Here is a 25,094-nt window from a genome sequence, read left to right as displayed (position 1 = left end):
CGCCAACCTCAAAAGGGCCAACCCACGACCGCCGTGCACAGCACCGAGACAAGTGCAACGGATGCCGACCTCTTCGCCAGGCCCCAAGCAAACGCGATGGGGAATGCCGCCGGTGCAAGTACCGGTTTGAAAACCGGTCGGCACGATCGCCCCGGACACCCCAAATACCAGGATTATTTTTTCCTTGCGCCCAATGTGCGTTTCACCCGCACGCCGGAAAGCGATCTCGAAAAGCGCCGCTCGCCGCAGGAAGGCGAAGACAATGTCGAGGGCGACGCAATCCGAGCCGGCCAGGCTTCATCGCGGCCGGTGCCCGTGAATACGGGACCGGTAGCCACATCTCTCGCGCCTTCCAGTGTCCCCGCGCCGCCGACGAGGATTTCCGCGAGCCGCCATCCCGGTGGAAAAATCGTCGCTGCACCGCTCGGCGCCATCCCCGTTTCATCCCCGGCGCCGCTCGCGCCGGCACGTCTGCCGGCTGTTCCGGAAACGGCGGATTTCAACGAACTCGAGGCGGAGCTCAAGGCGGTTCTGTCGACTGACGATGCCGTGCGCATGTCTACGCCATACGAAAGCAGACAGCACGACGACACCGTGCATTGGCCCTATCTGTCGGACCATGCCTTCTTCGAGCTTGCATCGCCCGACGACATTCCCCCGATCACGGTGGAAAGTCCGGCTCCGATCGCCTCGACCCGAATACCGGCAGTGCCGCATGTCGCCGCAAGGGTTCGAGTTTTCCCCGTTCCCGTCGTCCCGGAAGAAATCACGTCGCTGTTCCGGGTGATCGAATGTCATGGCGGCATCGAGCCCTCCACCGACCCGCTGGCTGATGCGCAGGCCGCCGTTGCAGCCGATCCGCGCGCGCCAGCGAGCCCGCCGCTCGAAACGACCCCCGCAGCAATTACGAGGAAGATAGAAGTCGGGCCGCAGCGCACGGAAGCCGCCGCGCCGCTCACGGCAATGCGGTCGTCCTCGCCGCAGCTTTCCGTCGGCGTTGCCGCGCGACCTGCCGATTCCGGCGACTATGAGTTCCCGTCGCAGGAGCTCCTGCAGGAGCCGCCGCAGGGCCAGGGCTACTACATGACGCAGGAGCAGCTCGAGCAGAACGCCGACCTCCTGGAAAGCGTGCTCGAGGATTTTGGCGTACGCGGCGAGATCATTCATGTTCGGCCGGGGCCCGTGGTCACGCTCTACGAATTCGAGCCGGCGCCGGGCGTGAAATCTTCCCGCGTGATCGGCCTCGCGGACGACATCGCGCGCTCCATGTCGGCAGTTTCGGCGCGCGTCGCCGTCGTGCCCGGCCGCAACGTGATCGGCATCGAACTGCCCAACGAGACGCGCGAAACCGTCTATTTCCGCGAGCTGATCGAATCCGGCGGCTTCCGCGAGACGAGCTGTAAGCTGGCGCTCTGCCTTGGCAAGACCATCGGCGGCGAGCCGGTCATCGCCGAGCTGGCCAAAATGCCTCACCTGCTCGTCGCCGGCACGACCGGCTCGGGCAAGTCGGTGGCGATCAACACGATGATCCTGTCGATCCTCTACCGGCTGAAGCCGGAGGAATGCAGGCTCATCATGGTCGATCCGAAGATGCTGGAGCTTTCCGTCTATGACGGCATCCCGCACCTGCTGACCCCCGTCGTCACCGATCCCAAGAAGGCGGTGACGGCGCTGAAATGGGCGGTGCGCGAAATGGAGGACCGCTATCGCAAGATGGCGCGCCTCGGCGTACGCAACATCGACGGCTACAACCAGCGTGCCGCCGCCGCCCGGGACAAGGGCGAGACCGTGGTGATGCAGGTGCAGACCGGCTTCGAGAAGGGCACCGGCGAGCCGCTCTTCGAGGAGCAGGAGATCGACCTCGCGCCGATGCCCTACATCGTCGTCATCGTCGACGAGATGGCCGACCTGATGATGGTCGCCGGCAAGGAGATCGAGGGTGCGATCCAACGCCTTGCGCAGATGGCGCGGGCAGCCGGCATCCATCTGATCATGGCGACGCAGCGCCCTTCGGTCGATGTGATCACCGGTACGATCAAGGCAAACTTCCCGACACGCATCTCCTTCCAGGTGACCTCCAAGATCGACAGCCGAACGATCCTTGGCGAGCAGGGTGCCGAGCAACTGCTCGGACAGGGCGACATGCTCTACATGGCCGGCGGCGGGCGTATCGCCCGTGTGCATGGCCCCTTCGTGTCCGACGAGGAGGTCGAGCAGGTGGTGGCACACCTGAAGGCGCAGGGCCGCCCCGAATATCTCGAAACCGTCACGGCCGATGGCGAGGACGAGGAGGCCGAGGCCGACCAGGGCGCCGTCTTCGACAAGGGAGCGATCGCGAGCGAGGACGGCGACGATATCTACGATCAGGCGGTCAAAGTGGTGCTGCGCGACAAGAAGTGCTCGACCTCCTACATCCAGCGGCGCCTCGGCGTCGGCTACAACCGTGCCGCCTCGCTGGTCGAGCGCATGGAGAAGGAGGGGTTGGTCGGCGCGCCCAACCATGTCGGCAAGCGCGAAATCATGGCCGGCCGCCCGGACAAAGCCATGGATTGATCGCGTGCGACTGGACGGCCCCGCCTAGAACCTCACCGCCAGGTTCGCCTTGAAGCCGTGGTCCCGCGCGCCCTCGGCGATCTGACCCGCATAGGAAAGACCGAGCGTGGCGGCCGGCGCGATGGCGAGGTCCAGGCCCGCCTCGATCGCGAGCGTGTCCCGGGCGATCGGCAGGCCCTCGATCTCGAAGGACGAACCTCCCGCAAAGGCGAAGCTCGATGTCGGCACCGTGTCACCGAAGGCGTGACGCCAGCCGAGCGTGCCGCGCGCGGTGACGCCGAGGCTTCCAACGTCGAAATCGGTGGCGGCATGGAGGCCGAGCGTGGTGAAGGTGACGGCGGTGGTCGAGGCAGCGGCGCTCATGGCCGTGTTGCTTCCCGATTCCGTGAAGCCGTCCGCCCGCACATTTGCATGGGCAAGGCCGATGAAAGGCTCGAGGCGCAGGTTTCCGGCGGAGATGCGGTAGCCCGCCTCGCCGAAGATCTGCGCGGTTCCGGCATCGTAATCGGCTATCCCGGCGCTGCTGAACTCGTAGCGGTAGCCGAAGAAACTCCGGTCGCGGCGGGTCTCGACATTGTGCCACGTATAGGCCGCGCCGCCGCGAAGCGCGAGCGCGCCCCATTCACCGCCGCCGTAAAGGCCGAGATGGATGTTTTTCGCCGAGCCGGAGGCGGCCGCCGCGCGGCTGTCGAAGGTGGTGTGGCTGTAGCCCCCGAAAGCACCGAGGCGCCAGAAGTCGCCGATAGCCGCGTCGCCGCCGAGGAGCACGCCGCCGGTCGAATGGTCGAGTCCGGCGGCTTCCGTCGTGCCGTCGCGCCTGCCCCAAGTGCCGAGGGCCTGGCTCCAGACCGTGAAGCGGTCGGTCGTCGCGGGCGCAGGCTCCAGGCCGCCGGGGCCATAGGCCATCACGGGCAAAGCGGGCGCGGCGGCGTCCGCGAAGGCGGAACGCAGGCGCGAGGAAACGGCGCTATCGATAAGGCTGCTTTGCGTGGCGAGAAGCCCGGACAACGACGGATGGACCTCGCCGTTAAGCTGGCTGAAGGTGAAGGACGCCTCCTCCGGGCTCAGCGTCAGAATGATGTCGTGGAGCAGGTTGCCGACACCCAGGCTCTCGACCCCGCCCGCGACCGCCGCGCCGTTGCGGTTGGCGGCGACATCGGCGAAAGCAACGCCGTTGCGCGCAACATCGAGATAGACGTTGGTCGGGTCGTAGGCGAGGCCGAAATCGAGGAAGGCATAGCAGTTGCAGACTTCGTCGAAGCGTCCGGTGACGCCGTTGTCAGCGGTCAGGATCGTGTGGCGCGCGTCGCCGCTGTAGCCGCCCGGATCGAATATCACATCGACCGTGCCGCCTTCGATCGCGGCGGTTCCGGTAACGTCGAGACGGCTGGTGCCGTCCGGAGCACCGAGCTCCACGACCATCCATGAATCCTCGCGCTGGCGATAGTCGCCGTCGATGGTCAGCGTGCCGCCGTCGCGGCTCCAGCCGGCGTAGACCGCGCCGCGATTGTCCACGTCGCCGAAGACCGTACCGATGCCCGCGAGCGTGCCTTCCTGTTCCACGAAGGTGTCGGAGGCGATGCTGCCGCCGATGGCGAGAACGCCGCCATCGATGCGGGTATCGCCGAGATAGGTGCTGTTGCCCCAGAGGGAAAGTGAGCCGTCACCGGACTTGATCAGCCCGCCGTCGCCGGTGATGTCATTGTTCCAGACACTCTGTCCGCTTTCGATAACGGCATGGAAATCGCCCCAGTCGAACCTGCCGGGACCGCCGACCGCGCAGCCCGCACAGACAAAGCCGTAACCGTAGACATCGTCCACGCCGGGATCACCGATATCGATTGCGGTGCCCAGCAAGACCTGACGAACCTGTTCGGGAGTCATATAGGGAAACATCTGCGCAACCAGCGCAGCAGCGCCGGCGACATGCGGTCCCGCAAGCGAGGTGCCCGACGGGCTCCAATAGCCGCCACCGGATTGAGCTGAGTAGACGTAGTTCGACGGTGCTGCGAGGCACCAGTTTTTCGCGACGCCGCATTGGTTGGCATATGGATCGTTATAACCGGTGACGGCTATCCATCCCTGTTCCAGCTCCGGCAAGAGATAGGGCAATCCAGATTCCAGGTTGGCGTCGGTGCGGCCGCCATTGTGCGTTGGAACAATGAGAATGCTGCCCGTCCCGACGGCGTGGCGGAAGGCATCCAGCCACACGGGGTCGAGATCATCCGGATCTACTTCGGGGGCGGTCAGCTCCACATAGCCCCATTCGAGGAGAATGAAAGGCACCCCCTGGTCCGCGAGCCAGGTTATTCCTGTGGGAATGAGATCCGTATCACGCTCACCATGTTTGTTTCGAAGCGGCGCGACGAACAGGCTGGCTCCCGGTGCGACACCATGCATGCCCTGGTCGTCCCGCTTGCCAATAATAACCGCCGCGACTGCGGTACCATGCCCGTTAACGTCACTTGACCAATCGGTATCGGCCCAGTTCACTCCCTGAATATCCTGGCCGGCAAATTCGGGATGGTCCATGTCGATTCCGCTATCGACCAGCCCGATTTTCACTCCGCTCCCGTCCACCCCCCTGGCATACGCCTGATCGGCATAGGTGTAGTCGAGTCCATACTGCGCCATGAATTCCGGCGTTCGCCATGTCACTGGATCGGTCGGGTCACCGGTCGTCTGCGCATGAGCGATACCGACGAACAAGCCTGCGACGGCCGTCGAGGCCAACAGCCCGCCAAGGCGGGTGCCGCGGTTTTCGCTTTTCATGTGGTCTGCCCTCGTCCTGATAGTGCCGTCGCGCGTGTTGGTTGCATGAAGGATAGAAAGGGAGCCGTCCCGCCTAAATACGGCAGATGCCGTATTTCCGCCCGCGCTACACATGCTGCTGTGCCAGAACGAGGCCGAGCCCGACGAGGATCGAGCCGCAGGCTTTCGGGACGATCCATCCGGCCCCGCCCTGAGCGAAGCGCGCCAGCGTCATCGAGGCGAGGCCCACTGCCGTGAGGTCGGCCATGGAGAAAACGAGATTGACCACGATGCCGAGGATCAGGAATTGCAGCCCGATCGGGATCGCCGACGAGGCATCCACGAACTGCGGCAGGAAGGTCAGGAAGAACAGCGCCGTCTTGGGGTTGAGCACCTCGACGACGATGCTGTCGCGGAACGTGTTCGGCACCGGCTGGCTATCGTCGTCATTCTTGCGGTTCCAGCCGAAGAACATGGCAAGGCCGAGCGAAACCAGATAGGCCGCGCCGGCGAACCTGATCGCCGAAAAGACAACCGGCGCATGCTCCATCAGCGAGGCGAGCCCAACCGCGGCGGCGGCTATGTGCACATAGCAGCCGAGATGAACGCCGAGCGCCGCCATGATGCCCGCCTGACGGCCGTGCGCCACCGTCTGCGCGGTCATGTAAAGTATGGCGGGACCAGGCACGCAGGCGAAGGCAAGCGTCGCGAGGACGAACGGAACCCACAGTTCCAGCGAAGGCATGGCGGTTCCTCCCATGAGATCCGGCAGCCGCCGAGAGGCGGCTTCCAGCGGAACCGATGACGCGACCGGTCACCGGTGGCGGGGAGGGATAGGCCCGGTTTCGCGATGAAGACATACGGCAGATGCCGTATTTCGATCGACTTCGGCACCGGCTAATTTTGCGGTGGTTAAGGAGAAGTTAGCGTGCTGACGCCGGTGGGCGATACGCGTTAGCCCGCCGGCAGTCCCAGGCGGACGGCATAGGCCGTGAGCTCGGCCGCACTGTGGAGGTTCAGCTTGCGCATCAGGTTTTCTCGATGCTTGCGCGCCGTCAGCGGACTGATGCCCAACCGTTCGGCGACGTCGCGCGCCGTCAGGCCCTGGGCGACCAGCAGCAGGATCTGTCGCTCACGCCGCGTCAACGGGATCGGCGAGACGATTTGCGCCTCGTCCGGGAATTGGGCATGACGCGTGGGCTGGTCGATCGCGAAGCGGATGGACCGGGCGAGATAAATCTCGCCCTTCCGAACGGCCTCAATGGCGTCCGCGAGTTCGGTCGGATCACCGTCCTTCGTCAGATAGGCGTCAACGCCGGCATCGAGCGCGGCACGCACCGTTCTCGGCTCGATATTCGCCGTCAGGACGATGATCTTCAACCGAGACGCCAGCGCGCGAATGTCGGAGATGAATTGAATGCCTGCGACGCCCGGCATGCCGAGATCAAGTATCAGCAGATCGGCCCGGCTGCCTTTCACGAGCCTGAGCAGCGTCTCGCCGTCCGCCGCCTCGGCGACGGCCGATACACCTTCCATCGCCGAGATCAGAAGCTTCAGCCCCTCGCGGACGATGGCGTGGTCATCCGCGAGAATCGCGGTCAGCGGGCGGTGCATTCGGTCATCTTCCTTCAAGCGGCGGCATATGGCGTTTGATCGTCAATTTATGAAAAACAGGTTGCACCGGAGAGAAGTGCTTCTTACGCCTGGCCCGGGAAAGCATGGGGGGGACACGATGCAGGAAGACAAGATAAAAGAGGCCCTCGTCGAGCTTCTCTACCGCAATTCCTATGGCGTCGTCGCCTCCAATGTGGGTGTTTCGCTTGCCGCAGTTTTTGTGCTCAGGGATGCCGCGCCCGCCGGTTGGCTGGGCGCTTGGGTCGCGGCGCTGTATCTGCTCATTCTCGCGCGTGTTCTCGTTGCCCGCCGCTTCTTCCACCGACGGAGGGAATCAGGTCCGCTTACGGGGTGGGCGTGGCTGGCAGCCGGTTTCTCCTGGGTGTCGGGCCTCCTGTGGGGAATCCTCGGCTGGATCGGTTTCCTGCCCGAGGAACCGTTCCTGCTTTCCTTCACGATCGTCGCCCTGACCGGGCTCATCTGCGGCACCGTGCCCTCGCTCTCCGCCTTCCCGCCGGCGCTCGTCGGTTCGATCCTCGCGACGATCGCGCCGGTGGCGCTTCGCATGATCGAGATGCCCGGCGAGATCTCATACGCCTATCTCTTCCTGCTCGCCTGTCTCGTGACCATCAATTTCTATTATTGCCGCGTCACCTATCGCATGCTGCGCGAGACGGTGCGGCTGCGGCTCGAAAATGTCGAACTGATCAGCGATCTCGAGGAGGAACGTGATCGCGCGCAGGCGGCCGACCGCGCCAAGACGCGTTTTCTCGCAGCCGCCAGTCACGACCTGCGTCAACCGATTCATGCACTGAGCCTCCTGGTCTCGGCCCTTGCCATGCTGGCTAGGCGCGGCGACGTTCCTTCGAGCGAGGCAAGCGATCTGGCCGGCAAGGCGAAGTCCATCGTCGGCAATCTCAGCGGCCTGCTGAATGCCTTGCTCGACATCTCGAAGCTCGACGCCGGCGTCGTCACGGTCGCACGGCAGAGCGTGGATCTGCGCGAACTGCTTCGCAATCTCCGCAGCGAATTCGCGGCCTCGGCTATGAAGAAGGGTCTCGAATGGAGGGTGGTCGAATGCGACCTACGCGTCGACACCGACCCGATGATGCTGAAGCGCATCCTCGACAATCTCCTGACCAATGCCTTCCGCTACACCCAAAGCGGCCGCGTGCTGTTGGGCTGCCGTCGACGCGGCGCCTCGGTCGAGATTCAGATATGGGACACAGGTCCCGGCATCCCGCACGACAAGCACGCGGCTATATTCGAGGAATTCGTGCAGTTGCAGAACCCGTCGCGCGACCGCGCGCAGGGCCTGGGGCTCGGTCTCGCCATCGTGCGCCGCACCGCCGAACTGCTCCGGCACAAACTGAAGCTCAATTCCGTCCCGGGGCACGGCTCGATGTTCTCCATCACGGTTCCGGTGCTTCGCAAGGCGCCGGCGCCGGCGCCCGTTGTTTTGGGACCGGGCAGCGCCGAGCCGCTCGGCATCATGGTGATCGAGGACGAGCAGGACATTCTCGATGCAGTCGTCCGGCTGCTCACGCTCGACGGCCATCGCGTTTATGCCGGCGGTTCCGTCGCCGAGACCATGCGGGTCCGTTCCACCGCCGAGCGGACCGGCGAGGCGAGCATCGATCTCATCATCGCCGACTATCGCCTCAGGCATGGTGCCACAGGCCTGGAGGCGATCGAGGCGTTGCGCGCGCATCTCGGCTATGCGGTCCCGGCCATCGTCGTCACCGGCGACACATCACCTTCGCGCCTCAAGGAGGTTTCGGCCGGCAAATGCCTCCTCCTGCACAAACCGGTCAGCGGGGAACAGCTTCAGGACGCTATCAATCAGGCGGTCGCTGACGGACGCTCTCGCCGCGCTTCCAGAAGCTGACCGCGGGCATTGGCGGATCGGCGCCGCAGCCGCGGCAATGGCTCTATGCGACCCCTCCTCCGTCGAGGATCTCACGGAATCTGAGCGCGAAATCCCTGGAAGCGGCGAGCTTTGGGTGCAACTCGTCGTTCCACCTGCCATTGCAGATGCCTCGCAGGTCGACCAGGGTCACGTTCCTTTTCCGCCTCTGGACGGTGTCGAGCATCGAGTGGAACCGATCGACGAGATGCTTCAGGATGGCCGCGATCAACTGCTTGTCGGTCCGCAGGTCATAGCCCCTCGACTGGAAGGGACGGCCGATCCAGACGCCGTCGCCGCGCGGGATCGGGTAATCGTAGCCGTGGACCAGCATCCGCGTTCGGCCCGACGATTTCGCCCGCACGTCGTCCGCGATCTCCATGTAGCCGTCGCGCAGCCTGTCAAGTGTCTGCTTCAGGAGCGTAGTGAAAAGATATTTCTTCGGGTCGGTCGATCCCCCTCCATCGGCTTTCCAGCGCAGGAGCTCGACAAGTGCGCCGCCGCCCAGCACATCGTTGCCGCCACCGGAGAAGATGAAGAAGTCGAAAATGCCGGACTGGATGGGCTGGCGATAATCCTTCTCGGCGAGCATCTGCTGGAAGGTATCGCCGGGATAGGCGACATCGGTCGTCCGATACCGCTCCTGCAGCACGTCGAAGAAGGTTCTGTGATGCCCCAGCGCCGCCGAGAGCGGCCAGAGGATGTTGATCCACGAATCTCCGTCCGCGCACAGTTTCGAACCGGCGGCGCTGCGTAGCGTCCGCCGCCTGAACGCACCGCGATCCTCTTGCAGATACCGTTCCATCATCTCCCGCCGCGGGACCAGCCGCCCTTTTTCGTCGTAGACGTCGTAGACGAGGCAAACGGACGGGTTCTTCTCCAGCCGGACGGACACCGGCTGCGAGCTACGCGGGACTTTCGCTTTCCTGGCGATTTCCTGCATTGCTTCCTCCCCTCATCGGAAGGGGAAGAATATATAGGATTTCACCGTCGCTTGGTATTTGAATCCGGCGTGCTGGGCGGCCGGCGGAGCTGGAAGCGTCGAACGAGCTATGCCGGCTTTTCGGCCGAGATCGCGTAACGGTGCTGGACACCGCGGGCGAGCCCCTTCAGCAGGTTCCAGTGTTTCGCCTGGGCGCGATGGATGGCGCGCAGGTCGGTATCGACGGCGACCCGCTCGAACCCCGTTTCCCGAAGCATGGCGGCGACGGCCTCGGCTCGCGCCCCGTCGGAAAAATAGACCCTTGAAACGATGCTCTTGTGCGTTTCCATGAGTTCCGCCGGAGCATGCAACGGGTCCGGCTTCAGCAGCCCGAGCCGCTGCAGCCTGTCGGCAAGACGCTTCAACAGTCTTTCGGCAAGGCCGACATTCACGAAGTCGCCGTCGATGATCAGCAGTCGCCCGCCCGGCTTCAGGACACGCAGCCATTCGGCGAAGGCCGCTTTCGGATCGACGAGGGTCCAGACCAAATGGCGGTTCACGATCACGTCATAAGCGTTGTCGTTCTCCATGGTGTTTTCGGCGTCTCCGAGGCGGAAGCTGATCAACCGTTCCCGCTGCCGCGCTTTTGCCTTCGCACGCTCCAGCATCGGCTCCGCCCAGTCGAGACCGGTCACGCGATAGCCGAGATCGTCCATCAGGTGGGAAAAGACACCGGTTCCGCTGGCGAGATCGAGAGCGTCCCTGCCCTGCCCCTCGCCGAGATGCTTCAGCACCAGCCGCCGCCACGCCTCCCGCTCCGTTTCCGAAAAAATCTCATGGCCTGGCGAGAGGTCGAAGGTTGCCGCGCGCGCCGACCAGTAGGTCTTGATCTCGTCGCGCAGACCGTAGTTTTTCCCGTTTTCATTGATATCGACCATCGCATCCAACCTTGGCGCTCGTCACCTTCGAACCGCTCTAAAAGATAAAACTTGACTGCGCCATTCACAAAATAATAGAGCGCCCGCAGTTCCCATCGGAGAAAATCACGATGCGCTTTACCGGCAGATCAACCGTCCTTGCAATGGCCCTCGTCGTGTCGACGGCATGGCCCACCCTGGCCGACGAAATCACCGTAACGGACGTGACCGGGCGCGAGGTCCAGGTCGACGCGCCGGTAAAGCACATGATCCTCGGCGAAGGCCGGCAGATCTACTTCCTGGCCGCCCTCGACAAGGAAGCACCTTTTCAACACGTGGTCGGCTGGCGCGACGATCTGGCAAAGGCGGACCCTGAATCCTACGAGGCCTACCTCGCCAAATATCCGGACATCGCCAAGCTGCCCACTTTCGGCGGCATGAAGGAAGGCACCTTCGACATCGAGCAGGCCGTCGCGCTCAAGCCCGACGTCATCCTGATGAACATCGACGCCAAGACGGCAACGGAGGAATCCGGCTACATCGAGAAGCTCGCCAAGGTCGGTATTCCGCTCGTTTATGTCGACTTCCGCGAAAAGCCGATGGAGAACACCGAACCGAGCATGCGCATCATGGGCAAGCTGATGGGCAAGGAGGGCGTGGCCGAGGAATTCATCAAATTCCGCGCCGACGCCATCAAGCGCGTCACCGACGTTCTCGAAAAGGAGAACCCGAAGAAACCGCTCGTCTTCGTCGAGCGGGCGGGCGGATACTCGGACGATTGCTGCATGTCCTTCGGCAACGAGAATTTCGGCAAGATGGCCGAGATCGCCGGCGGCATCAACATGGCCAAGGACATCATTCCGGGCACTTTCGGCACGGTGAATCCCGAGCAGGTCATCGCGTCCAACCCGGATCAGATCATCATCACCGGCGGCAATTGGGATGGTTACGTGCCGGGAGGAGACTGGGTGGGCGTCGGCTACGGTGCCGACCTGAAGGAAGCCCGCCGCAAGCTGGAGAACCTGACCAAGCGACCGGCCTTCACCGGTGTGAAGGCCGTGGAGGACGGCAACGTCCACGCCATCTGGCACCAGTTCTACAACAATCCCTATCAGTTCGTCGCAATCCAGGAGATCGCCAAATGGCTGCATCCGGAACTGTTCGAGGATCTCGATCCGGAGGCGACCTTCAAGGAACTGCACGCCCGCTTCCTGCCGCTCGAATACAAGCCGGGATACTTCGTCTCGCTCAGGGACGAATGAGGCATGGCCAGCGAGGCTATTCCTGCGGAGGTGACGGGGCGCGATCAGTATCGCGCCCTTGCCTTTAGACGCATCGTCATTCTTGCCCTGCTTACCATAGCGCTCGCGGCCAGCGTCGCCGTCGACATGGCGCTCGGACCCGCCAACTACCGGTTGAGCGAGGTTCTTTCCGCGCTGTTGGACCCGGCTACCGCCGGCAACCAACTCAGGGTCGTCATCTGGGACATCCGCATGCCGATCGCGCTGATGGCCGTGACGGTGGGTGCCTCGCTCTCGGTGGCCGGCGCGCAGATGCAGACCATCCTGTCGAACCCGCTCGCCAGTCCCTTCACGCTCGGCATTTCCGCCGCGGCGAGCTTCGGCGCCGCGCTCGCGCTCGTCGCGGGCGTAGCGATCCTGCCCGGCGCGGTGCAGTACATGGTTCCGCTCAACGCCTTTCTGATGGCGATGGCGGCGGCAATGTTCATCCACTTCGCCTCCACGATGCGCGGCGTCAGCGTCGAGACCATCGTGCTGCTCGGCATCGCGCTGGTCTTCACCTTCAACGCCGCGCTCTCGCTGCTCCAATACCTTGCCTCCGAACAGGCGCTTGCCGCGGTCGTATTCTGGACCATGGGTAGCCTGACCAAAGCGACCTGGCCGAAAGTTTGGTTCACCGGCGCGATCCTGATCGCCGTCGTACCGCTGTTCATGCGCAATGCCTGGGCGCTGACGGCGCTGCGCCTCGGCGACGACAAGGCTGCCAGCATGGGCGTCAACGTCCGCCGGCTGCGGCTCGAAACCATGATGCTCGTTTCTCTGCTGGCCGCCATCCCCGTTTCCTTCGTCGGTACGATCGGCTTCGTCGGCCTCGTCGGTCCGCACATCGCCCGCATGCTGGTCGGCGAGGACCAGCGCTTCTTCCTGCCGGGCTCCGTCATCTGCGGCGCGCTTCTGCTTTCGACGACGTCGGTCGTCAGCAAGATGCTGATCCCCGGCGCCGTCCTGCCGATCGGCGTCATCACCGCGCTCGTCGGCGTGCCGTTCTTCTTCATCCTGATCTTCAGCAACAGGAGACGGGCATGGTAGGGCTCGCCCTCAAGGACGTCGGCGCCAAATACGGACGCAGGACCGTCCTCGCCGATGTCAGCATGGATACGCTGGAGAGCGGCAGCGTCACCGCCGTGATCGGCCCGAACGCCGCGGGAAAGTCGACGCTCTTCAAGCGCATCGCCGATCTGATCTCCGGCCCCGGCCTCGTCACCTTGTCGCAGACCGAGCATGGTTCGCGCACCATCTGCTACATGCCGCAGGACACCGGCGCAAACGCGGTGCTGACGGTCTATGAATCGGTCCTCCTCTCGGCCAAGCAGGGCGGCGGCTGGAAGGTCCATGACGGCGAACTGGCCGAGATCGACGATATCCTCAAAGCGCTGCGCATCGAGGATCTTGCCTTCCGCGGCCTCGGCGAACTTTCCGGCGGACAACGCCAGCTCGTCTCGCTGGCCCAGGCGCTCGTGCGAAAGCCGGAAGTGCTCCTGATGGACGAGCCGACCTCCGCGCTCGACCTGCACCGGCAGGTCGAGGTTCTCGATTTCGTGTCCAGCCTCGCGCGCCGAAGGGGCATGATCGTTCTGATCGCGCTTCACGATCTCAACCATGCGCTCCGCTATTGCGAGAACACCATCGTCATTGCCGAGGGCGCGATGGCCGCGAGCGGCCCGAGCGACGAGGTAATCACGCCCGAAATGCTGCGCGACATCTACAAGGTCACCGCCCGCATCGAGACCTGCTCGAAAGGGCAGCCCTTCATCCTCGTCGACGGAACTGCCTGATCCTCGGCTCCGCTTGATGAACGAAACCCGCCGGCGCTACCGGCGGGTTCTAGCTTGAACGCCGCACCGCTACTCCATTTCAGAAGAGGAACGGCGCCCGGGTCAGTTCGGAGAGAATTTCGGGCCCATCCTTGCGCAGGATGACGATCTCCTCGAGCCGCATGCCGAACTTGCCGGGAAGATAGATCCCTGGCTCGATGGAGAACACCATGCCTTCCTCCAACACCGTCTCTTCGGTGGCTGTGATGTAGGGTGGCTCGTGCGTATCGAGGCCGAGCCCATGGCCGGTGCGGTGGACGAAATGGTCGCCATAACCCGCAGCCGCGATCACGTCGCGAGCGGCTTTGTCGACCGCGCTGGCGGGAGCGCCGGGTCGGGCGGCCGCCAGCGCGGCATCGACCGCCGCCTCGACGATGCCATGGATCCTCTGGAACGCGGTGCCGGGCCCACCGCTATGAGCGACACGCGTCATGTCGCTCGAATAGTCCTGGAAGCGACCGCCGATGTCGAGCAGCACCGCCTCGCCGGCTTTCAGCGCCGTGCCGCCGGTGTGGTGATGCGGGAAGGCTCCATTGGCGCCGAAACAGACGCTGGTGAACAAAGGCGCGGCCCCTTGCGACTTGAAGGCGTCTCTGATCGCCTCCGCCACTTCGAGCTCGGTGACGCCTGGCCGCAGCGCCTCGAAACCGGCCTGCATGGCACGATCATTGATGATGGCGCCGGCCTTGAGCACGCGATACTCGTCCTGGTCCTTCCGGGCACGCAGGAAGGAAACGGTCTCTCCGGTGAAGCTGCGCCGCGCGCCCGGCAGCGCGTCGAGCAGGAGAAGCGCGAAGTCGGCGCGCATGGTCTCGTCGAGAACGACGCCGACATTGCTTCGGTCGATCGCGCAGGCCTTCAGCAGCTCGTCGAGCGCTGCCTGCGGCCCTTCCGCGTCGGACCACGCGAACATCGGCAGATCGGTGTGCTTGCGTGAGCTGTCGACGTTCAGCGCCGGCATCAGGAACCCGGCATAGCCCTGCGTGACCAGGAGCATGACGGGCCGCTCGTCTCCGTGCGGAGAAAGCCCGGCCAGCCAGACCATCTGGCTCGAAGGTCCGATGGCGACGAGGTCAGTGCCCGTCACTTTCATACGGGCACGCAGTCCTGCGATACGGTCGGAATAGGAAACAGGCATGGCAAACCTCGAAGGCAGGAATCAAAACGAAGGAGCCGCCCGTCGGGGCGGCTCCAAGGTGCTTTTTGACAATCAGTCCTTCGTCACCAGACGATAGTAGACAAAGTCGGACGTCGCGCCATTGACGTAGCCGTCGACATTCTCGGCCATCGCGACCTGATAGGTCGCCTGGAACATGATGACGATCGGCGAATTCTCCTGCACCTTTTTCTGGAGATCGAGATAGGTCTCGTTGCGCTTCTCCGGGTCTGCCTCGGCGAGCGCGGCCATCGTCTCCTTATTCATCTCGTCCGGCACCGCCCATGCATTGCGCCAGGTGGTGGTCGCGGCGTAGGAGCCGTCGCTGTTGTCGGAATTATAGGCGAAGGCCTTGGCGTTCGAATGCGGGTCCATGAAGTCGGGACCCCAGTAGAGCAGCATCGCCTGGTGGCTGCGCTCGCGGTACTTGGTGATCACCTGGGCGGCGGTGCCGGGCAGGATCTCGAAATTGATCCCGGCATCGGCGAAGGTCGCCTGCAGCGACTGGGCCATGTCCGTGAACGGAGTGGAATTGATCACGTCGAGCGTGACGGTGATCGGTGTCTCGACGCCCGCCTCGCTGAGGATTTCCTTGGCCTTTTCCGGATCGTAGGAGAAGGGCGTATCCGTCAGCGCACCCGGGAAGCCCTTCGGCCAAAAGGCCTGATGGATTTCCATCTGGCCCTTGAGGAAGGTGTCGGTCATGCCTTTGTAGTCGACGAGATAGCGCGAGGCCTCCCACAGCGCCTCGGGCTGCAGCGCCTCGACCTTCTGGTTGAAGGACAGGAAGTGGACGGCCGCCTGCGGGAAGGTCTCGATCTTTATAGCGTCCCGCTTGATGCCGCCGATCTGGTCGGGCGTCAGATTGCGCGCGAGATCGACGTCTCCGGTTTCGAGCAGCAATTGCTGGGTAGCGGCTTCGGCGACATGACGGATGATCACCGAGGTGATCTCGGGCGCGCCCTTGAAATACTCGGCATTGGCTTCCAACCGAATGATCTCCGCCGGCCGATAGGCGGAGAGGCGGAACGGACCCGAGCCGGCCGAATTGGCGTTGAGCCAGGCGTTGCCCATGTCGCCGTTGGTCTCGTTCTCCATGGCCGTAACCTCGTCGACGATCGAGGCCGGGCGCGAGGCGAGAACGTTGAGCACGAAGGCGGACGAGAAGGCGCCTTCGTAGCGCACCGTCACCTTGTCGCCATCGGCGGTGACCATCTCCTCGATGTTCTCCGGGGTCCAGCCAAGCTGGGCCAGGATGAACGCCGGCGTGAGGTTGAGCGCGATCACGCGCTTGAAGGAGAAGACCACGTCTTCGGCGCGCACCGGATTGCCGGAATGGAAGGTCGCGCGCTCGCGCATGGTGAAGGTGATCGTCTTGTTGGCGTCGTCCGCTTCCCAGGCGCTCGCAAGGCCGGGTGCGAGCACGGTGGTATCCTCGGCGTCATATTGAACGAGGCGGTCATAGACGTTGGTGACGAGCTCGCCCGACGTGAACTCATAGGCCTGGGCGGGATCGATCGCGACGATGTCGTCGATGTTCTGGGCGACGACGAGCACACCGGCCGGGGTCGCGGCAAAACTCGAGACGGTTGCCGACGGCAGCACGAGCGCCGTCGCGAGCAAGGCAGCTCTAAAGAGCTTCATGAGTGTTTCTCCTTTGGTTTTACGGATGGGTTCGAAACGGCCCGCTTTCGCGCGGGCTTCTTTTGAGAGTCAGGCAGGACCTTTGAGGTCGCCACCGAACGGAACAGCACGAGCGATCCCGTCCACAAAAGCTTGGCGGACTCGTTCGTGTGATTCGACCAGGAGTGTGGCTGATTGCCGCGAAAATGCAGGCTGTCTCCGGCCGTCATCACCATTTCATGCCCGTCGAGCACCTGCGTGATCGCGCCTTCGAGGACAAATAGAATTTCCTCGCCTTCATGGCTGACGGTTTCCGACCTGTATCCCGGCGGCACGGTCATGATGAAGGAGGAAAGCATGTTGCCGGGAAATTCGGCGCTGAGCCGTTCATAGACGATCGACGAGCCGTCGATCGAGAAGCGCTTGCGCTCGTCGGAACGCGTGTGGGCATCCTCCGCGCTGGGCGCGGCGATGAAATAATCGACGCCGACGCCAAGCGCCCGGGCGATCTGCGCGAGCGTACCGAGCGACGGCGTCGCCTGATCGCGCTCCACTTGGCTGAGATAGCCCACGGATACCTCCGCGGCGCCGCCGAGTTCCTGCAGGGTCAGCCGCTGTTGCTTGCGGCGCGCGCGAATGAGCGCACCCACCTTGGGATGGCCTTCCTGCTCGGATCTGGCCGATCCGCCAACCGCCACGATATACCTCCATCAAAATTTTTTTGATATAAGCAAACTTTCTTGTATGTTCCAACAAAAATGTGTCGCAAAATACGCGGCCAAGATGCATGAACTCACCGATCTATTTGATTGATTTGCAAGGAGAATTACGCAGGTGTCGCTCGATACCCGGATTGGGCCGGAACCAACTTTATCCCCGCCTTCCGGCAGCGGAAGCCGGCGACTGAAGCGCGCGGTGAGCGCGGTTTTCTGGTTCTGCCTGACCCTCGCGCTGACCTTTCTCGGCCTGCTTGCGATCACCTTCTTCATCGGCCGTATCATTCCGATCGATCCCGTCCTGGCGGTCGTCGGGGATCGCGCATCGGCCCAGACTTACGAGGCGGCGCGCGTCGCCATGGGACTCGACCGGCCGCTGCCGGTGCAATTCCTCTCTTATGTCGGCGACATCCTCACCGGAAATTTCGGAACGTCCGTTTCGACCGGCCGGCCCGTGCTCTCCGATCTCGGCCGCGTGTTTCCCGCCACACTGGAGATGGCCACGCTCGGCATCATCATCGGCGTCGCTCTCGGCGTGCCGATGGGCGTCATCGCCGCCTCGCGGCAGGGAAGCTTCGTCGACCAGGGCATCCGGGTGCTCGGACTGCTCGGATATTCGGTGCCGGCCTTCTGGCTGGGCCTTGTCGGCCTCGCGCTCTTCTACGCACATCTGCGCTGGGTCGGCGGCCCGGGCCGGCTCGACATATTCTATGACGGGCTGGTGCCTTACGTGACCGGCATCATGCTGATCGACAGCCTGCTCGCCGGCGACTTCGACGTCTTCCGCAACGCGATCTGGCACCTGGTCCTGCCGGCCTCCGTGCTGGGCTTTTTCTCGCTCGCCTACATCGCGCGCATGACGCGATCCTTCATGCTCGACCAGTTGAGCCAGGAATTCGTCACCACTGCGCGCGTGAAGGGCGTGCCGGAGCGCGTCGTCATCTGGCGTCACGCCTTCTATCCGATCCGCATCCAGCTCATCACGGTGATCGCGCTTTCCTATGCCGGCCTGCTCGAAGGCTCCGTGATGATCGAGACGGTTTTCTCCTGGCCCGGCATCGGCAACTATCTCACCAGTGCGTTGCTCAATGCCGACATGAACGCGGTGCTCGGCGCCACGCTGGTCATCGGTGCCGTCTTCATCCTCATCAACAAGATTTCGGACGTACTCTACCGCGTCCTCGACCCGAGGGCCCGCTGATGGCTTCCGCGCGCAACTGGCTTCTGGCGGATTCGCCCTCGTCACGGCTGCAGGCCAATCTCGGCCGAACCTACCGCATATCAGCGGCGCTGCTGCGCAATCCGCTTACCGTGATCGGCGCCATCATCATCCTCGTCCTTGTCGTCACGGCCTTGTTCGCGCCGTGGATCGCGCCCTATTCCGCGACCGGCCAGAACCTTTCCAACCGGCTGCTGCCACCCGGCGCCGAACACTGGATGGGCACCGACGAACTCGGCCGCGACATCTTCTCGCGCGTGATCTACGGATCGCAGATCACGCTCACCATCGTGCTCCTGGTCGCCGTCATCGCCGCCCCGCTCGGACTTCTGATCGGCGCCGTCTCCGGCTATTTCGGCGGCTGGGTCGACCGCCTGCTGATGGGCGTCACCGACATCTTCCTGTCGCTGCCAAAGCTGATCCTAGCGCTCGCCTTCGTCGCCGCGCTGGGGCCTGGCATCAACAACGCCATCATCGCCATCGCGATCACCACCTGGCCGGCCTATGCGCGTATCGCGCGGGCCGAGACGCTGACCTTCCGCAATTCCGAATTCATCTCGGCCTTACAGCTTCAGGGCGCCTCGGCGGCGCGCGTCATCGTCCGCCACATCCTGCCGCTCTGCACCTCCTCCATGATCATTCGCGTGACGCTCGACATGGCCGGCATCATCCTGACGGCGGCGGGCCTCGGCTTCCTCGGGCTCGGCGCACAGCCGCCCCTGCCCGAGTGGGGGGCGATGATCTCGCGCGGACGCGCCTTCATTCTCGACCAGTGGTGGGTGGCGACGATGCCGGGTATCGCCATCATCGTCGTGAGCCTCGGCTTCTGCTTCCTCGGCGACGGGCTGCGCGACGTGCTCGACCCCAAGCAGGGAGACAAGTATTGAGCGCGCCGCTGCTGGAACTTGAAAACCTGCGGGTGTCGTTCCCGACCGCCCACGGCCGGGTCGAGGTGGTCAAGGGCATCTCCTTCACGCTCGGACGCGAGCGACTGGGCATCGTCGGCGAAAGCGGCTCGGGCAAGTCGATGACCGGACGCTCGATCCTGAAGCTCATCCGTTCGCCCGGCAAGGTCACCGCCGACCGGATGACGTTCGACGGCGTCGACCTGCTCGGCCAAAGCGAGAGGCAGATGCGTGCCATACGCGGCGCGCGCATCTCCATGGTGATGCAGGATCCGAAGTTCTCGCTCAATCCGGTGATGACCGTTGGCGACCAGATCGCCGAGGCGCTCAGGTTTCACGCCCGGCTTTCGAAAGGCGAAAGGAAGGCGCGCGTTCTGTCGATGCTCGAGGCGGTGCGCATCGACGACCCTGAACGGGTTTCCCGTCTCTACCCGCATGAAGTCTCCGGCGGCATGGGCCAACGCATCATGATCGCAATGATGCTGATCCCCGAGCCGGACCTGCTGATCGCCGACGAACCGACTTCGGCGCTCGACGTGTCGGTGCAGTCGCAGGTACTCGACATCATCGACGATCTCATCAGGACGAAGGGCATGGGGCTGATCTTCATCAGCCACGACCTCAACCTCGTCTCGCGCTATTGCGACCGGATATTGGTAATGAATTCGGGTCGGGTGGTCGAGGAGTGCGCGGCCAGCGAGCTTGCCGATGCGTCCCATCCCTATACCCGAGGTCTGCTTGCCGCCATGCCGCGCCTAGACGAAACCCGCGAGGAACTGCCCGTTCTCGACCGCGCATCCTGGGGCGGCACATGAGCGCGATCAGACTCGAAAATCTCGACATCTCCTACGGCGAGACCCGGATCACCCACGGCATCTCGCTCGATATCGCCGAGGGCGAGAGCTTTGCACTGGTCGGAGAGAGCGGTTCGGGTAAATCGACCGTCCTTCGCGCCATCGCCGGGCTTGCCCCGGAATGGACCGGCAGGATCGAGCTGCTGGGGCGCCCGCGCGGCCACGGCATAGACAAGGCCAAAGTGCGCGACTGTCAGATGGTGTTCCAGGATCCCTACGGCTCCATCCATCCGCGCAAGACGATCGACGCGACTCTGTCGGAGCCGCTCGCCATCCACGGCTTCGGCAATCGCGACGAGCGCGTGGAGGAAATGCTGAAGGCGGTGGGCCTCGACAGGAGGTTCCGTTTCCGCTTTCCGCACCAGCTTTCCGGTGGCCAGCGCCAGCGCGTGGCGATCGCAAGGGCGCTGATGCTGGAGCCGCGCATACTGCTGCTCGACGAACCGACGTCGGCGCTCGACGTTTCGGTGCAGGCGGAGATCCTCAATCTCCTGAAGCGACTGCGGCGCGAGCAGAACCTGACCTTCCTGCTGGTGACGCATAACCTGCCAGTCGTCTCCTTCCTCTGCGAACGGCTCGCCGTCATGCGGCAGGGAAGGATCGTCGAGGTCGCCAATGTCGACCAGCTCAAGAAAGGCGCGTTCGCGGAGCCCTACTCGCGCGAGCTCTTCACCGCCAGCGGCGGCGTCTGAAATACCAACCCAAGGACCGTCCTCAATGCTTCCCATCGACATCGACGCGGCGAACGCCGCCTTCGACGACGCCGTAACCAAGGCGCAGTCCGCCGACGAGGCTTATCTTGCCTTGCAGACGCTTGCCCGCACCATCGTCGGAGCCAAGCTCTTCACGGTGATGACGGTGGACATGGAGGCCGGGCTTGCCCGTCGCGCCTATACGAGCGATCCGGAAAACTATCCCGCTTCCGGCACCAAGCCGATCAGGTACAATGACTGGTTTGATATCGTCCACCGCGAGCGGCGCTATTTCGTCGCCAACACGATCGCGGATATCGCCAAGGTGTTTCCCGATTACGAGCTGATCGACTCGCTCGGCTGCCAGTCCGTCGTCAACATTCCCGTCGTACTCCGCGGCGTGCTCGTCGCCACCGTCAACATCCTCGATGTCGAGGGCCATTACACGCCGGAGCGCGTGTCGCTGATCGAGAGGCACATCTCGATCCCAGCCAAGCTCGCCTGCGCATTGGCGCGGAGTTGAAGCGGCACCAGCGGGTTTACGCGCCGGTTCCCAGATAGCTTTCCACCACTGCGGGATCGGCCGCCATCGAAGCGGCCGGGCCCGAGCGGCGGATCTCGCCCAGCTCCATCAGATGCGCCTCGTCGGCGATCTCGAGCGCGGCGCGCGCGTTCTGCTCCACCAGCAGGATGGAAACACCCGCCATTCTGAGCTCAGAGACGATGCCGAGGATTTCTGCGACGATGCGCGGCGCGAGACCCAGGCTCGGCTCGTCGAGCAGCAGCAGTCGCGGTCGGCTCATCAGAGCGCGCGCGAGGGCGAGCATCTGGCGCTCGCCGCCCGAAAGCGTCCCGGCCAACTGCTTGCGCCGCTCGGCGAGCCGCGGAAAGCGCTGATAGAGGTCGGCCAGCGTCTCGGCCCGTTCCACGCCGCTGCGCAAAAATCCGCCGAGTTCCATATTGTCCTCGACGCTCATCGTGGCGAAGAGCTCGCGCTTCTCCGACACCAGGCACATGCCGGCGGCGACCCGCGCCTCGACCGTGGCCGGGACGGCAGCGCCCTCGTAGAGGATCGTTCCCGTCGACGGCACGATGCCCATCGCCGCGTTGAGCAGTGTCGTCTTGCCCGCACCGTTCGCGCCGATCACGGTCACGATCTTGCCTCGCTCCATGCCGAACGAGACGCCGTGCAGCACCTCGGCCTTGCCATAGGAGACGCGGATGTCGCGCAGTTCGAGAAGCAGGCTCATGACACGCCTCCGAGATAAGCGGCCAGCACGGCCGGGTGCTGCCTGACGTCGGCGGGCTTGCCCTCGGCGATCAGCGTGCCGAAATCGAGCACGACGAGATGATCGACGAGCCCCATGACGAAGCTCATGTCGTGTTCGACCAGCAGCACGCCGACACCTTCGGCCCGCAATCTCTTCAGGAGGTCGGAAAGTTCCTGCTTCTCGCCGTGGCGCAGGCCCGCCGCCGGTTCGTCGAGCAGCAGCAGCGCCGGATCGAGCGAGAGCGCCCGCGCGATCTCCAGGATGCGTATCTGGCCAAGCGCCAGATCGCCTGCCGGCCGATCGCGATACGCGGCAAGACCGACCCTTTCGAGCTGTCGCTCCGCCTCCGCGAGCAGCACCGCCTCTTCCGCCCGATCAAGTCTCAGGAAGCAACGCGCCACGCCCGATGAGCCGCGCAGATGCGCGCCGAGGGCGACGTTTTCGAGGACCGTCATGTCGGGCAGGATCTTGGCGTGCTGGAAAGTGCGCGCGATGCCCTGCCGGGCCACCTGGCCTGGGCTGAGCGTTTCGAGCTTCCTGCCGCCATAGGCGATGCCGCCGCCGCTCAAGGGCGAGATCGCAGTGATGAGATTGAAGGTGGTGCTTTTGCCCGCGCCGTTCGGGCCGATCAGCCCGACGATCTCCCCCGCCTTGACCTCGAAGCTCACATCGTTGACGGCGACGAGGCCGCCGAAGGTCTTGCGTGCATGGTCGAGCCGCACCAATGGCGTGCCCGCCGCGGGCATCTCGCGCTTCTCGAGCCGCCGGTCCGTCTCCGCAAGCTTGCGCCGCGGTGATTTCGGGACGAGCCGCAGCACCAGCGACCACAGGCCGTCGCGGGTGAACTGCAGGATTGCGACGAGCAGGATGCCGAACACGATCATCTCGTAGTTCGCGGTCGAACCTATGAGGCTCGGCAAAAGACGCTGCAGAAGGTCCTTCAGGATCAGGACGAGGCTCGCGCCGAAGATCGCCCCCCAGACATGGCCAGCCCCGCCGACGACCGCCATCAGCAGATATTCGATGCCCATGTTGAGGCCGAACGGCGTGGGGTTCACCGACCGTTGCATGTGGGCATAGAGCCAGCCTGAAAGCGCCGCCAGCACGCCGGCGAAGATGAACACCGTCAGCTTGGCCCTGACAATGTCCACGCCGAACGCCTCGGCCGCCTGCGAGCCGCCGCGCAGCGCGCGGATTGCCCGGCCGACGCGCGAATCCAGCAGGTTGCGGGTACCGATCGCGGTGGCGATGACGAAACCCCAGATGATATAGAAGATCGAGCCGCTGCTCAGGAAGCGGTAGCCGCCCAATTCCAGCGGCGGAATGCCGGAAATGCCGTCATAGCGCCCGATTAGCTCGATCTGACCGAAAAGATAGTAGAGCGCCAGTCCCCAGGCGATGGTGCCGAGCGGCAGGAAATGCCCGGAAAGCCGCACCGTGATCAAGCCAAGCGGCAGCGCGACCGCACCGCCGACCAGCAGCGACAGCGGCAAGGTAAGCCATGGCGAGAAGCCGTAGGCCGTCGTCAGAACAGCCGTCGTGTAAGCGCCGAACCCGCAGAACGCGGCCTGGCCGAACGAAGTCAGCCCGCCGACGCCGGTGAGGAGCACGAGACCGATCGCCACCAGCGAGGCGAGCCCGATATTGTTCAGCAGCGTGATCCAGAACGGCGGCAACGGCAGAAGCGGGATCGCCGCGACAATGACAATGCCGACGATTCCGAGGATTTTCCGGTCGAGGGCCATCGATCAGTCCTCCTCGTGGTGATCGGTGGTGAGCGAGCGCCAGATGAGGACTGGAATGATCAGGGTGAAGACAATGATCTCCTTGAAATTGCTGGCAAAGAAGGAGGCGAAAGCCTCGACCAACCCGACCCCGAGCGCGGCAAGGGCGGTCACGGGGAAGCTGGCGAGGCCGCCGATGATGGCGGCCACGAAACCCTTGAGACCTATGAGGAAGCCGGTGTCGTAGTAGATCGTGGTTATTGGCGCGATCAGCACGCCGGAAACCGCGCCGATCGTGGCGGCGAGGATGAAGGCGGTGCCGCCGGTGAGTTGCGTGCGCACGCCGACCAACCTGGCGCCGAGCCGGTTGACGGCCGTCGCCCGCAGGGCCTTGCCGAGCAGTGTCTTTTCGAAAAAGACATAGAGCCCGACCATCGCGGCGATCGTGCAGCCGTAGATCCACAGCGCCTGCGCGGGGATCGGCAGAAAACCGAGCATGAAGCTGCCGCCGGACAACGGGCGCGCCCGCAAGCCCTCGGCGCCGAAGAAGACGAGCCCGAGCCCCATCATCGCGAGATGCACGCCGACCGACGTGATGAGAAGCACGAGCACCGAGGCATCGGCGAGCGGCCGGTAGGCGATCCGGTAAACGTAGAGCCCCATAGGCGCGACGATCGCCATGGTGAGCAACGCCTTCACCGCCGCGTTCAACTGCATGGGCGCGAGTATCCAGGTCGCGCCATAGATGGCGACCGGCAGGACGAGGTTGACCAGCACCGAGCGCGAAAACTCGCCGATGCGCGGGCGATGGCGCATGCTCCAGAGATCGAGCAGAAACGCGGCCAGGCCGAAGCAGAGAAGCAAGAGCGCGGTTCCCGGCATTCGCCCTGTGTCAAGCAATGCGAGCGTCAGAGCCCCATAGGCAACGAATTCGCCCTGCGGGATGAAGATCACACGCGTCACCGCGAAGACCAGTACGAGCGCCAGGCCGAGCAGCGCATAGATCGCGCCATTGGTCAGGCCGTCCTGGACCAGGAAGGCCAAAATCGTCGAATCCAAGATTTTTCCTCCCGCATCGCCACGGCCGGGGCAACCGGACGATATCGCAACTTGTAATGATCTATAACAATTTCACGCTCAAGAACAATCCCAATTT

21 protein-coding genes are annotated in these 25,094 nt (G+C 64.0%); 10 read left to right on the top strand and 11 right to left on the bottom strand.

What is annotated here, in order from left to right; all coding sequences use genetic code 11:
• Positions 1-96 precede the first annotated feature (96 nt).
• Positions 97-2,553 carry a DNA translocase FtsK gene (locus XW59_RS16365; protein ID WP_052958213.1) on the top strand — a complete coding sequence of 819 codons (2,457 nt, stop codon included), beginning with the start codon at positions 97-99 and terminating at the stop codon, positions 2,551-2,553.
• Between the two features lie 24 nt (positions 2,554-2,577).
• Here XW59_RS16365 and XW59_RS16360 read toward each other — a convergent pair whose 3' ends face one another.
• The 3 genes from XW59_RS16360 to XW59_RS16350 form a co-directional block, all read right to left on the bottom strand.
• Complete coding sequence (locus XW59_RS16360; protein ID WP_170990167.1) at positions 2,578-5,325, bottom strand: autotransporter serine protease; 2,748 nt, start codon at positions 5,323-5,325, stop codon at positions 2,578-2,580.
• Positions 5,326-5,431: 106 nt separating this feature from the next.
• Complete coding sequence (locus XW59_RS16355; RefSeq protein ID WP_047146677.1) at positions 5,432-6,049, bottom strand: LysE family translocator; 618 nt, start codon at positions 6,047-6,049, stop codon at positions 5,432-5,434.
• 209 nt (positions 6,050-6,258) lie between these two features.
• Positions 6,259-6,918, bottom strand: coding sequence for a response regulator transcription factor (locus XW59_RS16350; RefSeq protein WP_047146678.1), 660 nt, complete (start codon positions 6,916-6,918; stop codon positions 6,259-6,261).
• Between the two features lie 118 nt (positions 6,919-7,036).
• Here XW59_RS16350 and XW59_RS16345 point away from each other — a divergent pair, with 118 nt between their 5' ends.
• Positions 7,037-8,806, top strand: a complete 1,770-nt coding sequence (locus XW59_RS16345) for a hybrid sensor histidine kinase/response regulator (RefSeq protein ID WP_047146596.1) — start codon at positions 7,037-7,039, stop codon at positions 8,804-8,806.
• Between the two features lie 43 nt (positions 8,807-8,849).
• Here XW59_RS16345 and XW59_RS16340 read toward each other — a convergent pair whose 3' ends face one another.
• Together XW59_RS16340 and XW59_RS16335 are read right to left on the bottom strand one after the other, a co-directional pair.
• Complete coding sequence (locus XW59_RS16340; protein ID WP_047146597.1) at positions 8,850-9,767, bottom strand: hypothetical protein; 918 nt, start codon at positions 9,765-9,767, stop codon at positions 8,850-8,852.
• 107 nt (positions 9,768-9,874) lie between these two features.
• The gene (locus tag XW59_RS16335; protein WP_047146679.1) at positions 9,875-10,684 is read right to left on the bottom strand and encodes a class I SAM-dependent methyltransferase; all 810 of its coding nucleotides are present in this window, start codon (positions 10,682-10,684) and stop codon (positions 9,875-9,877) included.
• Positions 10,685-10,794: 110 nt separating this feature from the next.
• Here XW59_RS16335 and XW59_RS16330 point away from each other — a divergent pair, with 110 nt between their 5' ends.
• The 3 genes from XW59_RS16330 to XW59_RS16320 are packed head-to-tail and all read left to right on the top strand — an operon-like array spanning position 10,795 to position 13,739.
• Positions 10,795-11,925, top strand: a complete 1,131-nt coding sequence (locus tag XW59_RS16330) for an ABC transporter substrate-binding protein (RefSeq protein WP_047146598.1) — start codon at positions 10,795-10,797, stop codon at positions 11,923-11,925.
• Positions 11,926-11,928: 3 nt separating this feature from the next.
• On the top strand, positions 11,929-12,993 hold the full coding sequence (locus XW59_RS16325) for an iron ABC transporter permease (protein ID WP_047146599.1): 1,065 nt from the start codon (positions 11,929-11,931) through the stop codon (positions 12,991-12,993).
• Positions 12,987-13,739: an ABC transporter ATP-binding protein gene (locus XW59_RS16320; RefSeq protein WP_047146600.1), complete on the top strand. Its 753-nt coding sequence runs from the start codon at positions 12,987-12,989 to the stop codon at positions 13,737-13,739. Before XW59_RS16325 ends, XW59_RS16320 begins: the two co-directional genes overlap by 7 nt.
• Before the next feature lie 79 nt (positions 13,740-13,818).
• On the opposite strand, the gene XW59_RS16315 is transcribed toward XW59_RS16320, so the two are convergent.
• From XW59_RS16315 to XW59_RS16305, 3 genes are all read right to left on the bottom strand, one after another.
• Complete coding sequence (locus tag XW59_RS16315; RefSeq protein WP_047146601.1) at positions 13,819-14,916, bottom strand: M24 family metallopeptidase; 1,098 nt, start codon at positions 14,914-14,916, stop codon at positions 13,819-13,821.
• Positions 14,917-14,988: 72 nt separating this feature from the next.
• Positions 14,989-16,578, bottom strand: a complete 1,590-nt coding sequence (locus XW59_RS16310; protein ID WP_047146602.1) for an ABC transporter substrate-binding protein — start codon at positions 16,576-16,578, stop codon at positions 14,989-14,991.
• Positions 16,575-17,255, bottom strand: coding sequence for an XRE family transcriptional regulator (locus XW59_RS16305; RefSeq protein WP_047146603.1), 681 nt, complete (start codon positions 17,253-17,255; stop codon positions 16,575-16,577). Before XW59_RS16305 ends, XW59_RS16310 begins: the two co-directional genes overlap by 4 nt.
• 205 nt (positions 17,256-17,460) lie before the next feature.
• Between XW59_RS16305 and XW59_RS16300 the strand changes: the two genes are divergently transcribed.
• From XW59_RS16300 to XW59_RS16280, 5 genes are read left to right on the top strand one after another with little or no spacing between them, the layout of a single operon-like run.
• Positions 17,461-18,474 carry an ABC transporter permease gene (locus XW59_RS16300; protein WP_047146680.1) on the top strand — a complete coding sequence of 338 codons (1,014 nt, stop codon included), beginning with the start codon at positions 17,461-17,463 and terminating at the stop codon, positions 18,472-18,474.
• Positions 18,474-19,379, top strand: coding sequence for an ABC transporter permease (locus tag XW59_RS16295; RefSeq protein WP_047146604.1), 906 nt, complete (start codon positions 18,474-18,476; stop codon positions 19,377-19,379). The genes XW59_RS16300 and XW59_RS16295 overlap by 1 nt, the downstream gene beginning before the upstream one ends.
• Positions 19,376-20,212, top strand: coding sequence for an ABC transporter ATP-binding protein (locus tag XW59_RS16290; RefSeq protein WP_047146605.1), 837 nt, complete (start codon positions 19,376-19,378; stop codon positions 20,210-20,212). The genes XW59_RS16295 and XW59_RS16290 overlap by 4 nt, the downstream gene beginning before the upstream one ends.
• Positions 20,209-20,943 (top strand): ABC transporter ATP-binding protein, encoded by a 735-nt coding sequence (locus XW59_RS16285; RefSeq protein ID WP_047146606.1) that lies wholly within the window; start codon positions 20,209-20,211, stop codon positions 20,941-20,943. The genes XW59_RS16290 and XW59_RS16285 overlap by 4 nt, the downstream gene beginning before the upstream one ends.
• Before the next feature lie 25 nt (positions 20,944-20,968).
• The gene (locus XW59_RS16280) at positions 20,969-21,466 is read left to right on the top strand and encodes a hypothetical protein (RefSeq protein WP_047146607.1); all 498 of its coding nucleotides are present in this window, start codon (positions 20,969-20,971) and stop codon (positions 21,464-21,466) included.
• A 16-nt stretch (positions 21,467-21,482) separates the two neighbouring features.
• On the opposite strand, the gene XW59_RS16275 is transcribed toward XW59_RS16280, so the two are convergent.
• Genes XW59_RS16275 through XW59_RS16265 form a run of 3 tightly spaced genes read right to left on the bottom strand, consistent with a single transcriptional unit; the run spans position 21,483 to position 24,997 of the window.
• Complete coding sequence (locus XW59_RS16275; protein ID WP_047146608.1) at positions 21,483-22,193, bottom strand: ABC transporter ATP-binding protein; 711 nt, start codon at positions 22,191-22,193, stop codon at positions 21,483-21,485.
• Positions 22,190-23,959 carry a branched-chain amino acid ABC transporter ATP-binding protein/permease gene (locus XW59_RS16270; RefSeq protein WP_047146609.1) on the bottom strand — a complete coding sequence of 590 codons (1,770 nt, stop codon included), beginning with the start codon at positions 23,957-23,959 and terminating at the stop codon, positions 22,190-22,192. Before XW59_RS16270 ends, XW59_RS16275 begins: the two co-directional genes overlap by 4 nt.
• A gap of 3 nt (positions 23,960-23,962) precedes the next feature.
• On the bottom strand, positions 23,963-24,997 hold the full coding sequence (locus tag XW59_RS16265; protein WP_047146610.1) for a branched-chain amino acid ABC transporter permease: 1,035 nt from the start codon (positions 24,995-24,997) through the stop codon (positions 23,963-23,965).
• Positions 24,998-25,094: the final 97 nt, after the last annotated feature.

The organism is Aquamicrobium sp. LC103 (genome assembly GCF_001014615.2).
Classification (GTDB): domain Bacteria; phylum Pseudomonadota; class Alphaproteobacteria; order Rhizobiales; family Rhizobiaceae; genus LBCQ02.
The sequence above is the reverse complement of the archived record's forward strand: the minus strand, read 5'-3'. Positions and strand labels throughout refer to the sequence as shown.